Source organism: Arthrobacter sp. 05N33_2 (assembly GCF_056397425.1).
Map to the genome: position 1 here is coordinate 230,377 of NZ_JBFTNJ010000001.1, position 14,692 is coordinate 245,068.

At 68.1% G+C, this 14,692-nt stretch carries 13 protein-coding genes; 6 read left to right on the forward strand and 7 right to left on the reverse strand.

The features are described 5' to 3' along the window. Positions 1-34 precede the first annotated feature (34 nt). Positions 35-634, forward strand: coding sequence for a hypothetical protein (locus tag AC1DHX_RS01045; protein WP_476859585.1), 600 nt, complete (start codon positions 35-37; stop codon positions 632-634). A gap of 51 nt (positions 635-685) precedes the next feature. Here the strand turns inward: AC1DHX_RS01045 and AC1DHX_RS01050 are convergent, their stop codons facing one another. Beyond that, complete coding sequence (locus AC1DHX_RS01050) at positions 686-1,606, reverse strand: HAD family hydrolase (protein WP_476859516.1); 921 nt, start codon at positions 1,604-1,606, stop codon at positions 686-688. A 144-nt stretch (positions 1,607-1,750) separates the two neighbouring features. Next, positions 1,751-3,031: a serine--tRNA ligase gene (serS, locus tag AC1DHX_RS01055; RefSeq protein WP_230008894.1), complete on the reverse strand. Its 1,281-nt coding sequence runs from the start codon at positions 3,029-3,031 to the stop codon at positions 1,751-1,753. Between the two features lie 78 nt (positions 3,032-3,109). On the opposite strand from serS, the gene AC1DHX_RS01060 reads away from it, so the two are divergent. Continuing rightward, positions 3,110-4,174 (forward strand): diacylglycerol/lipid kinase family protein, encoded by a 1,065-nt coding sequence (locus AC1DHX_RS01060; protein WP_230008895.1) that lies wholly within the window; start codon positions 3,110-3,112, stop codon positions 4,172-4,174. A gap of 35 nt (positions 4,175-4,209) precedes the next feature. Here the strand turns inward: AC1DHX_RS01060 and AC1DHX_RS01065 are convergent, their stop codons facing one another. From AC1DHX_RS01065 to AC1DHX_RS01075, 3 genes are all read right to left on the reverse strand, one after another. After that, positions 4,210-4,431, reverse strand: a complete 222-nt coding sequence (locus tag AC1DHX_RS01065; RefSeq protein WP_018774949.1) for a hypothetical protein — start codon at positions 4,429-4,431, stop codon at positions 4,210-4,212. Positions 4,432-4,525: 94 nt separating this feature from the next. Further along, a complete protein-coding gene (gene pheA, locus AC1DHX_RS01070; protein ID WP_230009146.1) occupies positions 4,526-5,509 on the reverse strand; it encodes a prephenate dehydratase in 984 nt (327 codons plus the stop codon). An 18-nt stretch (positions 5,510-5,527) separates the two neighbouring features. Continuing rightward, a complete protein-coding gene (locus AC1DHX_RS01075; RefSeq protein ID WP_223914713.1) occupies positions 5,528-5,854 on the reverse strand; it encodes a rhodanese-like domain-containing protein in 327 nt (108 codons plus the stop codon). Positions 5,855-6,142: 288 nt separating this feature from the next. Between AC1DHX_RS01075 and AC1DHX_RS01080 the strand changes: the two genes are divergently transcribed. Next, a complete protein-coding gene (locus tag AC1DHX_RS01080) occupies positions 6,143-7,618 on the forward strand; it encodes an amidase (RefSeq protein WP_476859517.1) in 1,476 nt (491 codons plus the stop codon). 315 nt (positions 7,619-7,933) lie between these two features. On the opposite strand, the gene AC1DHX_RS01085 is transcribed toward AC1DHX_RS01080, so the two are convergent. Beyond that, positions 7,934-9,907 carry a sialate O-acetylesterase gene (locus AC1DHX_RS01085; RefSeq protein WP_476859518.1) on the reverse strand — a complete coding sequence of 658 codons (1,974 nt, stop codon included), beginning with the start codon at positions 9,905-9,907 and terminating at the stop codon, positions 7,934-7,936. A gap of 367 nt (positions 9,908-10,274) precedes the next feature. On the opposite strand from AC1DHX_RS01085, the gene AC1DHX_RS01090 reads away from it, so the two are divergent. From AC1DHX_RS01090 to AC1DHX_RS01100, 3 genes are all read left to right on the forward strand, one after another. Further along, positions 10,275-11,420 (forward strand): alcohol dehydrogenase catalytic domain-containing protein, encoded by a 1,146-nt coding sequence (locus tag AC1DHX_RS01090; protein ID WP_476859519.1) that lies wholly within the window; start codon positions 10,275-10,277, stop codon positions 11,418-11,420. A gap of 127 nt (positions 11,421-11,547) precedes the next feature. Beyond that, on the forward strand, positions 11,548-13,053 hold the full coding sequence (locus tag AC1DHX_RS01095; RefSeq protein WP_476859520.1) for a peptide MFS transporter: 1,506 nt from the start codon (positions 11,548-11,550) through the stop codon (positions 13,051-13,053). Positions 13,054-13,057: 4 nt separating this feature from the next. Then, positions 13,058-13,912, forward strand: a complete 855-nt coding sequence (locus AC1DHX_RS01100) for a phosphotransferase (RefSeq protein ID WP_476859521.1) — start codon at positions 13,058-13,060, stop codon at positions 13,910-13,912. Between the two features lie 31 nt (positions 13,913-13,943). On the opposite strand, the gene AC1DHX_RS01105 is transcribed toward AC1DHX_RS01100, so the two are convergent. After that, a complete protein-coding gene (locus tag AC1DHX_RS01105; protein ID WP_476859522.1) occupies positions 13,944-14,636 on the reverse strand; it encodes a DUF4190 domain-containing protein in 693 nt (230 codons plus the stop codon). Between the last annotated feature and the right edge of the window lie 56 nt (positions 14,637-14,692).

A 14,692-nucleotide genomic window follows, 5' to 3' on the forward strand; every position in this document is an offset into this window, starting at 1 on the left:
CCCGCAAGTGCCAGCAGGTAGTGTGTCATCCAGAATGTTCACGCTGACCATCAATCAAACCGACAGCCGGCGCGACGGCGACCGCGTGCCGCAGCTCCTCAAGGACCTGCGGCACATTCCGGCGCGCCTTGATTTCGACCGTTCCGTCGAGGATGAGGTCCAAGGGATCCTGGACTGTCCGCATCAGACGGTGGAAGCGGCCATGATCGCCCTGCGCAGCGGCAGCTGGTATGTGGGCATTGGCGTGGGCCCGGTCAATGAACCCCTGCCGAACCAGATCAAGGACGCCTCCGGGCACGGGCTGATCTATGCCCGGCGCGCGGTGGATCGTCTCCGGACCCACAAGGACCGCGTCCGGGTGGCCGTGGAGGGCCCGCTGGCCGATGTTGCGGCAGAGGCGGAAGCCGTGCTGCGCCTCCTGGGCCACATTGTGCACGACCGCAGCCACGCGGAATGGCGGGTACTGGACCTGCTCACCCCGGGGGTGCGGGGTCAACAGAAGGCGGTCGCAGTGGAACTCGGGATCACCACCCAGGCCGTGAGCAAGGCCGTGGCCCGGTCCCAGTGGAATGAAGAGCACGCGGCCCGGCCCGCTGCGGCGCGGCTCCTGAGCCTCATCCTCGACGTCCGCTAGCCGTCCCGGCCCCTCCTCGGAACCGCCGGACCCTGCCGCGCCTTTGAGGCCTTAGAGGAGGCTGCGAAGCACGTGCGCGGCGCCGTCGTCGTAGACCGATTTCGTCACTTCATCCGCGGCGGCAATCACCTCAACGGGGGCCTGGCCCATGGCCACGCCGCGGCGCGCCCAGGTCAGCATCTCGATGTCATTGCGGCCGTCGCCGACGGCGACAGTGCGGTGCGTTTCGATGCTGAGCCGGTCGCGGAGCTGTTCCAGTGCGCTGGCCTTCGTGACACCGGCAGCGGCGATGTCCAGCCACGCCGTCCAGCCCACCGAATACGTGACGCCGGCGAGCCCGATGTGGCGGATCGCGGTGTTGAATTCTTCGGGCGTGTTCTCCGAGCTGAAGACCACCACGCGCACGGCAGTTGCCTCCAGCATGGTCTGGAAGTCGACGCCGACCGCTTCGACGCCGAAGCTGGCGTCCTGGAAGCGTTCCGTGGACAGGAAGTTGCCGTCCCCGTCCTCGAGCGCGTACTTGGCCGAGGGCAGCCGCTTGCGCAGCGCGCGAAGGACCGGCCCGGGGTCGAACGTTGCCTTGTGGAGGATTTCGTAGCCCTCCGGCAGGCCGGAGTCGACGCGCAGGATCACACCGCCGTTGGAGCATACGGCGTAACCGTTCTCGATCCCGATGTGTTCGATGACGGGCAATGTGGCGTTGAGCGAGCGGCCGGTCGCGATCATGACGTGGTGGCCTGCGGCCACCACGGCCTGGGCGGCCTCGCGGACGGGAACCGACATGTGCCCGTCGTGGTCCACGAGGGTGCCATCGACGTCCAGGGCGATCAGCATCTTGTCGCCGGCCCGGTTCCGAGAGTTTCCCACCCGGGCCGCGCTGGCCGGGGCCCCCGTGTTCTGGTCTGTCGTGTTCTGGTGTGTGGTGCGCCGGTCATCGTTGCCGGCGACTGAGGATTCAGTCATTGTTGTCATCTCACAAGTAGAGCAGAGACCCCCGACTGCCGCTAGGACACACGCCACAGCGAGGCGTGAACTTGCGGTAAACACCCACGGAATGTTCCCGTGGTGGGCGTTTGCCCGGCGGCCATCGGAGGCCTGGCTGGGGTCGGATCGGGGTTAGAGGACGGGGAAGACCGTCATGCCGCCGAGGTACTTCTGCAGGGCGGCGGGGACGTTGACGGAGCCGTCGGGGTTCTGGTGGTGCTCCAGGATGGCGACGATCCAGCGGGTGGTGGCCAGGGTGCCGTTGAGCGTGGCGACTGCCCGCGTGCCCTTGGGCGCGCCGTCCTCGTTCAGAACCCGTTCCCGGATGTTCAGCCGGCGCGCCTGGAACGTGGTGCAGTTCGACGTCGAGGTCAGCTCCCGGTATGCGCCCTGGGTGGGGACCCAGGCCTCACAGTCAAACTTCCGGGCCGCGGAATTGCCCAGATCGCCGGCGGCGGTGTCAATGACGCGGTACGGGAGCTCGCACTTGGCCAGCATCTCCTCTTCCCATGCCAGCAGGCGGGCGTGCTCGGCGGCAGCGTCCTCAACCGTGGTGTAGATGAACATCTCCACCTTGTTGAACTGGTGGACCCGGATGATGCCGCGGGTGTCCTTGCCGTGCGAGCCCGCCTCGCGCCGGTAGCACGAGCTCTGGCCCGCATAGCGGATGGGGCCGGCCGAAAGGTCCAGGATCTCGTCGGCGTGGTAGCCGGCGAGGGCCACCTCCGAGGTGCCCACAAGGTACAGGTCGTCCTCGGCGAGACGGTAGATCTCGGCGTCGTGCTTGACGTCAAAGCCGGTGCCCTGCATGGTTTCCGGGCGGACCAGGGTGGGCGTGATCATGGGGACGAACCCGGCGTCGATCGCCTGTTCCATGGCCATCTGGAGCAGCGCCATTTCCAGCCGGGCGCCGACGCCGCGCAGGAAGTAGAAGCGTGAACCGGAAACCTTCGCCCCGCGTTCCATATCGATGGCCCCGATCAGCTCACCGATCTCGAGGTGGTCCTTCGGCTCGAAGTCGGGGAATTCGCGCGGCGTGCCCACCGTCTTGACCACAATGTAGTCGTCCTCACCGCCGGCCGGGACGCCGTCCTCGATCAGGTTCGGGATGGTCCGGAGGAGTTCGTCCTGGGCGGCCTGGACGAGATCGGCCTCGGCCGATGCCGCCTTGACGGAGGCCGCCAGAGCCTTGACCTCGGCGAGGAGGGTCTGCTTTTCCTCGCCCTTGGCCTGCGCGACCTTCTTGCCGTACGCATTCTGCTCGGCCCGCAGGTTCTCGAACCGGATCAGGGCTGCCCGCCGGGCCGAGTCCCCTGCGATGATCGCGTCCACCGCGGATTCGTCGGCGCCTCGGGCGCGCTGGCTGGCACGGAACTTGTCCGGATTTTCGCTGAGGTCTTTTACGTCGATCACCAGACAAGAGTATCCAATCCGGTCACGGTTGCCCGGCAAGCCGGCCTGCATGCGCTGGCGGGATACTGTTGGATCACAATGCGCGACTGGCTGCTCTACCTCGTCATCGCTGGGGCCCTGGTCTTTGCCGTCTCCAGCTGGTGGGGGGTGCGCCGGCTGAAGGCCAAGCACACCCGCCGTGCCGTGTGGGAGGAAACCCACAGCCCGGGCCCGGGCCGCCAGAAGGTGGCCGTGGTCCTGAACCCCATCAAAGCCAAGTCTGCCGAGGCCCGGGGCCTGATTGAGGCAGCGTGCGCGGCGGCCGGCTGGCCGGCGCCCCGCGTCTTTGAAACCACCGCAGAGGATCCCGGCTTCTCGCAGGCGCGGGCTGCGGTGGCCTACGGGGCCGACGTCGTCCTGGCCGGCGGCGGCGACGGTACCGTGCGTGTGGTGGCGGAGGTCCTCGCCGGGACGCACACCGCCATGGGCGTGATCCCGCTGGGCACCGCAAACCTCTTGGCCCGCAATGTGCATCTGGAGGTCAACGACCTCGCCGGCAACGTGCAGGCCGCCCTGTTCGGGCACCAGCGGTTCATCGATACGGCGCGGCTCACCCTGGAAAATTCCCTCACCGGGGAGTCAGCGCAACACACGTTCCTGGTGATTGCGGGCATCGGCATGGACGCCGAAGTAGTCAGCGACACCCTTGACGGCCTGAAGAGGGCGGTGGGCTGGCTGGCGTACACGGAAGCCGGGGCCAGGCACCTTCTGGGGCGCCGCAAGAAGGTCTCCATCGCGCTGGATGGCCAGCCTGAGCAGGCCCGGAAGATCCGCAGCGTCCTGTTCGCGAACTGCGGCCTGATCCCCGGGGGAATCGACTTCATCCCGCAGGCCATGATCGATGACGGGATGCTGGACGTGGTGGTGATGAGCCCGCGCAGTGCGATCGGCTGGCTGGCCATGTACACAAAGATCGTCCTGAAGCACAAGAAGGACCTGCCGGTCATGACGTATTACCGGTGCGGCAAGATCACCATCCGGTGCCCGGAACCTATGCCCACCCAGGTCGACGGCGATCCTTCCGGCGAGGCCACGATGGTCACCGTCGAGGTGGACCCGGGATCCCTGCTGGTGAGGGTAAAGGACGGCGCCAAAGGCCGCTAGGCCGACGGCGGCTGGAGCGCGCCAGGAGCGAGGGACTAGGCGCTGGCGGCCTTCTTGGCCTCTGCCGCCTTCTTCGCCTCGGCCGCAGCCTTGGCGGCCCGGGCTTCGGACTGCTCACGGATCATTGCCTGCTCCTCTTCGAAGCGCAGGCGGTCCGCGCGGTCGGCGTCGTCGCCGTCCCAGTCCTGATTTTCAGCTGTGGGCTTGGGATTGACAATCATTCCCTGGCCGTCATTTTCTGTGCTGGTGCCTGACATGACCCGCTCCCTCCCGTAGGGGAATTCCCCAATATGGATCAGGCAAGCATACGCACAGTTGGGAGGGCGTGGAAGTGCGCCATATGGCATTTGCCTACGCTCTGGGCGAAGCCCCCGGGGTATATTCCGGCACAGCAGATGCGCCGCCCAGTATGTCTTTCACCCACGCATGCGCGGCGCGGAATGCCTGGTCGGAGGTGTGCGGCGCGACGCTGGTCCGGTGGCCGTCGGCACGCTGGTAGGACCCGAGGAAGCGGGTGGCCGGGCTGATCCGGTGAAGACCTGCGAGCGCGTCGGCCACCCGGGCGTCGGCGACATGGCCGTCGGCGTCAATGCTGAAGAAATAGTGGCCCAGGTACTGCCCGGTGGGCCGGGATTCGATCCGGCTCAGGTTTACGCCGCGGGTGGCGAACTGGTCCAGGATCTCCATCAGCGCACCCGGCCGGTCCTCGGGCAGCGGCACCACGACAGTGGTCTTGTCGGCTCCGGTGGGGGCCGGCAGTTCGCCCGGGCGGCCCACCAGCACGAACCGGGTGACGGCTCCGGGGTTGTCGCCGATGTTTTCCGCCAGCACCTTCAGGCCCGGCTGCTCGGTGGCCACGATCGGGGCGCAGATCGCGGCGTCGTAGTGGGCGCCGTCGCCATCCAGCAAGCCCATGGCGGCAGCGGCGGTGGAAGAACCGGGAATGTATTCCGCATTGGGAATATTGGCGTCCACCCAGAGCCTGCACTGGGCCCAGGCGTGGCCGTGGGTGGAGACGCGCCGGATGTCCCCGAGCGCCACGCCGGGCCTGGCCACCAGGACGAAACTGATGGGCACCAGAGCCTCCCGGAGGATCCGGAGTTCCTGGCCGGTGGCGATGGCGTCGAGGGTGGCGGTGACCCCGCCCTCGACCGAGTTTTCGATCGGTACCATGGCCGCATCGGCGGAGCCGTCCCGAACCTTGTCCAGCGCCGTGTTCACATTCGAGGACGGGATGCGGATGGCCTCCGCCGCGTCCGGGACCTGCATCAGGGCCGCTTCGGTGAAGGTGCCCTCGGGTCCGAGGAATGTGTAGGTGAGCGTCGGTGCGGGCATCAGTTCTTCCTTCTTCAGTTACAGGACAACCGGTTTGAGGCCGTTGTCGGACACCAGCGGCATGCCGGTCTCAACCCACTGGTCCATGCCGCCGGCCACATTCACGGCGGAATATCCCATTCCGACCAGCCACTGGGTGGCCCGGAAGGAGCGGCCGCCGGTGCGGCATATGACGTAGACGTCCTCGTCCGGGTCCAGCTCCTCGATCCGGGCCGGCAACTGGTCCATGGGAATGTGCAGGGCACCCTCGGCGTGGCCCGCAGCCCACTCATAGTCCTCGCGGACGTCCACGATCTTGGCACCATCGGGGATGCCAGACACGCTTACGCTCTGGAAGTCGCTCATGTTGACCCTTTCCGCAGAATTCAAGCTCCGATCCCAGCGTATCCCCCGCCGCTGGCACCGCACCCCCGCTGGCGGCACGTTACGCTTCTGGGGACCGCAAAGGAGACCTCATGGCTGCCGAACACCCCGCGGCGCGGCCGGTCCGCGGCCCCCGCCACGGGACATGCCCTCCCCTGGCCGCGCGCGCTGGGCATGATGCCAACGTGTCCTTCCGCCGGACCCAGGAATGGGCATGTCCCCCGGGTAGCCGGCCCGCGCGGCCCCACGTACGGCCGGAGTCCCGCCTCCTTGGCTGAAATCCACGAACTCTCCGCCGTCGAGCTCCGCGATGCGCTCCGTTCCGGGGAACTGTCCGCCAGGGCCGCCGCCGATCATTTCCTGGACCGGATCGAAGCCGAGAATCCGCACCTCGGTGCCTTCATCACGGTCACCGCGGAACAGGCGCGGAAAGACGCCACGGCAGCTGACCGGCGCTACGCCCTCCGGAGCCGGAACGGCGGCGCCTTGCCCCTGCTGCACGGAATGCCGGTCGCCTTCAAGGACCTGACGGATGTGGCCGGGGTCGTCACCACGCATGGAAGCGCGGCCCTGGAACGCAAGCCGGCCTTGGCCGACGGCGCAGTTCCCGCCGCGCTCAAGGCCGCCGGGGTCCTCTCGCTGGGCAAGACACAGGTCCCGGAGTTCGGCCTGACCGCCTACAGCGAGAACCGGATCGCCCCGCCGTCGCGCAATCCGTATGCACTCAGCCGCAGTTCGGGCGGCTCCTCGGGCGGCAGCGCTGCCGCGGTGGCCGCGGGGCTGTTGCCGTTCGCCCCCGGGTCCGACGGCGGGGGCTCCGTGCGGATCCCGGCCGCGGCATGCGGACTGGTCGGGTTGAAGCCCGGACGTGGGCTTCTGCCGGCCGGGGAAAGCTCGGGCGATCCCGCGCAGCTCGTGGTTGCCGGACCGCTCGCCCGCTCCGCCGCCGACGCCGCGCTGCTGCTGGATGCTCTGGTGCCGGGCCCGGACAATCAGGGTGCGGGCGAACAGGGTGCGGGCGTTCCGGGCATGGGCAGCCGGACGCACGCCGGCTACCTCGAACTGACCGCCAGGGAGCCCCGACCGCTGAGGATCGGCATAAGTCTCGACAGCCCGTGGCAAGCGAAGTTTCCCTTCATCCCGGACAGTGAGGCGCTCGACGCACTCGCGGACGGCATCTCGCGGCTGGAGGCGGCGGGGCACGAGACGATGGAAGCCGCGATTCGCTACGACAACCGCTACCCGGATGCTTTCACCACAGCCTGGACGGCCGGCATTGGCAGCGCGCGCATCTCGCCGCAGCGCGAGGCGCTCCTGACGCCGCTCACCAGGACTTTCCGCCGGCGGGCACAGCAGCGCAGTGCAGCCAGACTCAACGAATCCCTCGGGTTCCTCCGGCAGTTCCAGCAGGACACGATTGTCCAGTACGCCCAATGGGACCTCATAGTGACGCCGGCCCTGGCGCAGACACCCCGTCCGGTGGGCTGGTTCACGGGCGCGACCCACGGCGGAGGCTACTGGCCAACCGCGGAATGGGCGGGCGACGCCGACGGCGACTACCGCAAACAGTGCGAGTACGCTCCATGGTCATCCATGGTCAACGTTTGCGGGCTGCCGGCCATCAGCATCCCGGTGCACTGGACCGGCGGCGCCCCTGGTTCCGGCCTGCCGATGGGCATCCAGGTGATCGGGCCGATGGGCTCCGAGGGGCTCCTGCTGCAGGTGGCCGCCCAATTGGGCTTCTAGCCGTGGACCCGGCACTCACCCGTGGGCATGCCCACTCCTGACGCCGCGCAGGGGACATGTCCGGAACTCACATCGGGCACCGGACATGTCCGTCCTCCACCAGTCGGGACATGCCCATTCCGCACGCCGCGCACCGGACCCGCCCGCCCTTCACGCCGCGCAATGGACATGTCCAGCGCTCATCACGGACATGTCCGCCCGTAGCCGAGGCGGGTGGACATAATGCCATCATGTCCACGCCCGGGCGCCAAGAATGAGCATGTCCCCCGGTGAGGCCCAGGAACTCAACCAACTCGCCCTCGACGGACCGCAGCCCTACCCGCGGAAGTAGCCCGCAACGTCGGCGATGATCTGCACCGAGCCACTCGAGGTATTCGTGATCTTGACCTTGCCGTCCGGCCCCACCGGGACCACAGCGAGGTTAGCAACCGCCTGACCACGCTGGTAGGAGAGGTTCGAGGCGTTCGGCGTGGACGAGCCCGAGGCGAACGCAGTGAGGTATCCGATGGACTTGGACTCGGTGACGGTCAGGTTGACTACCACGGCGGCCACGGTGGTGGGAATCCCCTTGACGCCGCGCACGTGGACAGTGACTGAACCGCCCGCCGCGACGGGGCCGGAGGTGACCCGCGTGTCCAGGAACCGCGTGGGGCTCCAGGCTCGCAGGGCCCCTACCTGTGTAGGTTTGCCGGGTAGGAAGTACCCGGTGACGTCTGCGATGATCTGTGCCGATCCGGACGACGTATTTGCCACCGTCACTTTCCCGTCGGTCCCGACGGGAACCACAACACCGTTGGACACGGTCTGTCCCGCGGAGTAGTTCAAATTGGAAGTGCTTGGCATCGGGGACCCCGTGGCGTAGGCGGTCAGGTAGCCGAGCGACTTCGTCCCGAATGCCGTGATTCTCAGGACCACCGCCGAGGCATTGGCCGGGATACCCGTCGTGCCGCCGGCTTTGAAGGACACCGTCCGTCCGCCGGCGACGGCCCCGGAGGAGGAACCCGTGTCCAGCAGCCGGGTGGGCTTGACGGCACTGAAAACGCCCGGCGCTGTCGGTGTGCCGTCATGGAAGTACGCAGACACATCGGCGATCAGATGCACGGTCCCGGACGAGGTGTTGGTCAGGGTCAGCCGGCCGTCGGTGCCAAGCGGGACCATGGCGAGGTTGGAAACAGTCTGCCCCGCAACATAGTTCAAGTTCGGGGTGTCCGGTTTGGATGTCCCGGAGGCATAGGCGGTGATGACGCCGGACGACGTCGCCGAGGTCACCGTCAGGTTCACGGCGACCGCGGACGCATTCGCCGGTACGCCGCGGACGCCGGCGACGCGGAAAGTTACCGACTTGCCCGCTGCCACCCGGCCCGGCCAAATCCTGGTGTCCAGGAATCGTGTTGGGTCGATGGCGATGGCCCGGCCCGCACAGTTGGGCACGCTGAGGGCCGGTGTGGCGATCGGCGACGCCCGGGTGTTCGCGATCGCCTGCCAATACGCGGCAAGAAATGCCCGCCCCAGGTATTCGACCCCCGTCCGCGAGAAGTGGGTGGAGTCCCCCGGGTTCAGGGCGCAGGCCATCGATGGCGCGAATCCTGTATAGGCCACGCGGTCTGGGGTTTGGTAGTGGCTCTTGTCCACGTTGGCCCGGCCAGGCACACTCGCTATGCTTTCCGGCGACATGCGTCCCACGACAAAGGGCAGCGTCGGCGCGGACAGCCGACTGCGGAAGAAGGCAATGAGTCGGTCCAGGCTCGCACTGTATATGGCGGTGGTTGTGGCGGAGTTACTCTCGCCCTGGTGCCACAGGATCCCTTTGAGGTCCACCGCGTACCCGGCCGCCTTCGCCGCCGCAATACCGCTCAACGTCTGCTTGACCGCCAGCGCGGGCAGGTCATAGCCCGGCGCGGAAGCCGCCCCGACTGACCAGGTCAATGTCCCCGGCGCTGCCGTGAATGCGGTGTCGCCGTGTGCCGCGGGGATGATGAGGACTCCGACGTCGGCGGGCTGGGTCTTCAAATACTCCCTGGCCATCGTCGTCGCCGGAGAAATGCCGCTGGGGGTGTCGAGCATGTCAAGCGGGACGGAGGCCGAACGGAACGTGCGGGTTTTCGCTCCGTACTGGAAGATACGCGGGTCTGCCGCCGTGTCTGCCAGGCCGAGGACGGGAACGCCCCGCCCCGACATGTTCGATTGACCGACCGCGAGAAAGACGTGAAGAGTGGTGATGGCCTTTGCGGCCTGCGCCGGCACCATGCCCGCGATCATCAGCACGCATACCGACAGGCCGATCAGCAACCGGTGAAACCGCCGGTCGTGGACCGACGTCGCAGACCTTCCCGGCGGTTCCGGGGCCCAGTGCCACCGGGGCAACAGCCGCAGGATAGAGGCCGTTGTTGAGGAGGGCACTGTCATCACTGCCGGCTCTGCCGAGTCCGGGGGACGGCAGAGCTTTCCCCAACCAGCCATGGTTCACACTTTGGCGCAGTCACCTTGAGGTTTTCTTGCCCGCGGCGGTGGCTGGCTGCCCTACGCGAAACCGCCGCACCCCCAGCCACCCCAAGCCCGCGGCCGCCGTCGGACCTCCCCAGCCCCCCAAATGGACGCTGGCGGCGGCAGGCGGCTATCGTTCACTCAAACCCGACCAGGCCGCGAAAGAGGATCGATGAAGATCACCGGTGCAGTACTTGAGGAAATCGGCCGCCCCCGCCCCTTCGCGGAGTCCAGGCCGATCAGCATCTCCGAGCTGGAACTGGCGGCTCCCGGCCCCACCGAGATCCTGGTCCGGATGGAGGCCGCCGGGATTTGCCATTCGGACCTGAGCGTCGTCGACGGCAACCGGGTCCGGCCCGTTCCCATGCTGCTGGGCCACGAGGCCGCGGGCCGCATCGTGACGGTCGGTTCCGGCGTCACGGACCTGCAGCCCGGTCAGCGGGTGGTCATGTCCTTCCTGCCCCGATGCGAGAACTGCGCGAACTGCGCCGAGGACGGCCGGCTGCCCTGCACGGCAGGGTCCAAGAGCAACAACGACGGGACCCTGCTGCACGGATCCCGGCTCCTGAGCCGCGACGGCGAGCCCGTCCACCACCACCTGGGCGTCTCAGGCTTCGCCACCCACGCCGTCGTGGACCGCGCTTCCGCCGTGCCGGTGGACGACGACATCCCCGCGGACATTGCGGCAGTGCTGGGCTGCGCCGTGCTGACCGGCGGCGGCGCGGTGCTCAACGCGGCCCGGCCCCGCCCGCAGGACAGCATCATGATCGTCGGCCTTGGAGGGGTGGGCATGGCGGCGCTCATCACCGCCGTCTCGCAAGGAATCTCGCGGATTGTCGCTGTGGACACGCTGGAGCAGAAACTCGATCACGCCCGCCGCCTCGGCGCCCACGAGACATACACCCCGCAGCAGGTCCTCGACGCCGGGGTCAAAGCCAGGTTCGTGATCGAGTGCGCGGGAAATCCCCGCGCGTTCGAGACCGCGTTCGCCGCCACCTCCCCCGGCGGCACCACCGTCACGGCGGGACTGCCCTCCCCCGAGGCCCGCGCCCAGCTGGCGCCGCTGACCGTCACCGCCGAAGCCCGGACGATCGTGGGCAGCTACCTGGGCTCCGCCGTCCCGTCGCGGGACATCCCGAGATACGCCCAGTTGTGGCGGGACGGGAAACTGCCCGTCGAGGAGCTGATCTCGGACCGCATCGCCCTGGCCGATATCAACCGGGCCATGGACCAGCTGGCGGACGGCCTCGCCATCCGGCAGATCATTATGTTCGACGCCGGCGAGCCCGTCCAGGAGCCCGCCGGCGAGCCCGTCTAGGACGCAGCCGCCCAGCCCGGAACGCCCCGCGAAACCGGCGGAAAGAGAGGCAAAACACGGCCGCGGTTGCTTGCCTCGGGCCTGCTCGAATGTGACAATCGCGCGTCACAATGTCACCATTAAGTAAATGAGCACAACTCATTTATCCAATCCCCCCGCTATAACGCCGGGCGATCCCTCGTTACGTCCCCCCACCAAGACACCGGGCGACACCTCGTTTTTTGGCCACCCAAAGATGCTGGCCAGCCTTTTCTCCGTAGAGATGTGGGAGCGCTTCTCCTTCTACGGAATGCAGGGGATCCTCCTTTACTACATGTACTTCACGGCTGCCCAGGGTGGCCTTGAGATTCCACAAGCTTTGGCGGCCGGCCTCGTCGGCGCCTACGGCGGCGGCGTCTACCTCTCCACAATCCTCGGCGCCTGGCTCGCGGACCGGCTCTTCGGGTCCGAGCGGGTGCTGTTCGGCGCGGCCGTCCTGATCATGGCCGGCCACGTCGGGCTGGCACTCGTGCCCGGCATACCCGGCCTGATCGCCGGACTGGTGCTGGTGGGCGTCGGCTCCGGCGGCCTGAAGGCCAATGCCACCGCCCTCGTCGGCAGCCTGTATGGGGAGAAGGACGAACGCCGCGACGCCGGGTTCTCCATCTTCTACATGGGCATCAACGCCGGTGCGCTGATCGGCCCGCTGGTCACCGGCTGGCTGCAGGAAAGCCGCGGCTTCCACTGGGGCTTCGGCGCCGCCGCCGTCGGCATGGCCATTGGCCTTGTCATCTACTCGCTGGGCCGCAAGAAGCTGCCCGAAGAAGCACACCGGGTACCGAACCCGCTCCCGGCCGCCCAGCGCACCCGCTACGGCCTCGTCTTCGCCGGCATCGCCGTGATCATCGCAGTGCTGCTCGTGACCGGCACGGTGAACGCCGAAAACCTGGCCATGTCCATGGCCTACGCCGCAATCGGCGCGTCGGTGCTGTACTTCGCGCTGATCTTCAGCAGCAAGAAGGTCACCCCCACCGAGCGCGGACGGGTCGCAGCGTTTATCCCGCTGTACATCGCCTCCGCGGCGTTCTGGGCCCTGTTCCAGCAGCAGTTCACCTTCATCGCCGTGTACTCGGAGGAGAAGCTGGACCGGAACCTGTTCGGCTGGGAAATGCCTGCCGCCTGGGTCCAGTCCATCAACCCGGTGTTCATCATCATCTTCGCCGGCATCATGGCCGCCCTCTGGACCCGGCTCGGCCGCAAGCAGCCCGGTTCGGCCCTGAAGTTCTCGATCGGCCTGTTCGTGATGGGCCTTGCTTTCCTGGCGTTCATCCCGCTGGCCGGCGGTGGCAAGACCCCTCTGCTGGCTCTGGTTGGAATCCTGCTTCTGTTCACGCTTGCAGAGCTGTTCCTTTCCCCCATCGGCCTGTCTGTGACCACCAAGCTGGCGCCCAAGGCCTTCCACACCCAGATGGTGGCACTGTTCTTCCTCTCGGTGTCCCTGGGCACCACCCTGGCCGGCATCCTGTCCGGCCTGTACAACCCGCAGGACGAGCTGCCCTACTTCATCGGCATCGGCGGAACCGCAATGCTGCTGGCTGTGGGCCTGGCGGTCGCCTCGCCGGCGATCAAGAAGCTCATGGGCGGCGTACGCTGACCCGATGAGCACCGCCCATCGCGTTCCGGTTGCTTCGCGCGTCTACACCCCCGCCCCCGGCGAGGCGTCCGACGTCGAAGTCATGCCGGCAGGCGATGTCACCGACGGCGTGGTGCGGGTTGGCGGAACTATCCGCCGCCCGCACCAGCCGCAATCCCTCGCCGTCGCCGAGTACCTCGACTGGCTGGACGACGCCGGTTTTGCGGGCTCCCCCCGCTTCCTCGGCCGCGACCCGCAGGGCCGGGACGTCCTGACCTTCGTGCCGGGAGACTGCGCCGGGACGCCGCCGGAATCCTGGGTGCAGTCCGAGGACCTGCTGGCCTCCGTGGCCCGCCTGGTGCGGCGTCTGCACACCACGTCCGCCGGCTTCGTGCCGCGGGCCCACGCGTTCCCGCCCCGGCCGGTCCGGCCGAACCCCACCGACGCCGCCGGACTCATCTGCCACCTGGACGTGACACCCCAGAACGTGGTGGTCCGGGACGGCCTGGCCGCGGGACTGGTGGATTTTGACCTCGCCGGCCCCGCCACGGCACTTCACGATTCGCTCAACACCGCCATGCTCTGGGTGCCGCTCCGCGACCCGTCAGATAGGTGGCCGGGCTGGGAAGACCAGAATCCGTTCCGCCGGCTGCGCATCTTCGCCGATGCCTACGGCTGGAGCGAGGATGAACGACGCCGGCTGCCCGGCGCCGGGATCGACGCCGCGGCGCTCAGCTACGAGCGGATGCGGCACAACGCCGCCGCCCTGGGCGGCGGCTGGGCGCGGATGTGGCAGGACGGCGTGGGCGGCCAGATCAACCGCCGGCGCGCTTGGCTTGAGGCCAACGCGAAGCCCCTGGTGGCTGCGCTGACAGCCTGACCAGGCGCGGCTCCGGCGCCACAGGGCAGACCTAGGCTCCGTACCCGCTGTTGCGCGCGGTGCCGATGACCAGTCCGAAAATGACCAGGACCAGGATCGTGACGGCGATGCCCACGTAACCCATCACCAGGCCGGCGATCGCCATGCCCCGGCCGGCCGGTTCGCGCCGCAGGGCCAGGTGCCCCAGGATCACGGCGGCCAGCTGTGGGAGCAGGAAGAATCCGAATCCCACCAGTGCCGCGATGCCGCAGCACATGCTGGCGATGCTCAGACTCTTGGGCGACGGCGGCGCGCCGTAGTACGCGGGCTGGCCGTAGGCGTTGGGGCTGCCCGGCTGGGCATACGGCGACGGCTGGCCATACGGGGCGGCCGGCTGGCCGTACGGGGCGGCCGGCTGGCCGTAGATCGGGGGGTACGGGCTTGAGTACTGGCCGCGGTCAGGTGCCGCCTGGCCGGTGTAGGGCTGTTGTCCGGTGTAGGGCTGCTGTCCGACGTGGGGCTGCTCGCCCGTGTCGGGCTGCTGGCCTGCGTGAGGCTGCTGGCCCGGGTAGGGCTGCTGCGGGGATTCGGGTTGCGCGAACTGCTGCGTCGCCGACGGTCCCTGGTCCTGGCCGGCGGGTGGTGCCTGCCCCGGCGGAACGTCGGGTTGCTGGTCCGGGAGGCGCAGGGTCGGCTGGTAGCCCTCCGGGGTCTCGTCTTTGCCTTGTTTTGGCTGTTCAGTCATGGCTTGTCCCCTCAAGAAGTCTCTGGATCCAGAGTACCGCCGCACGGTTGGCTTGG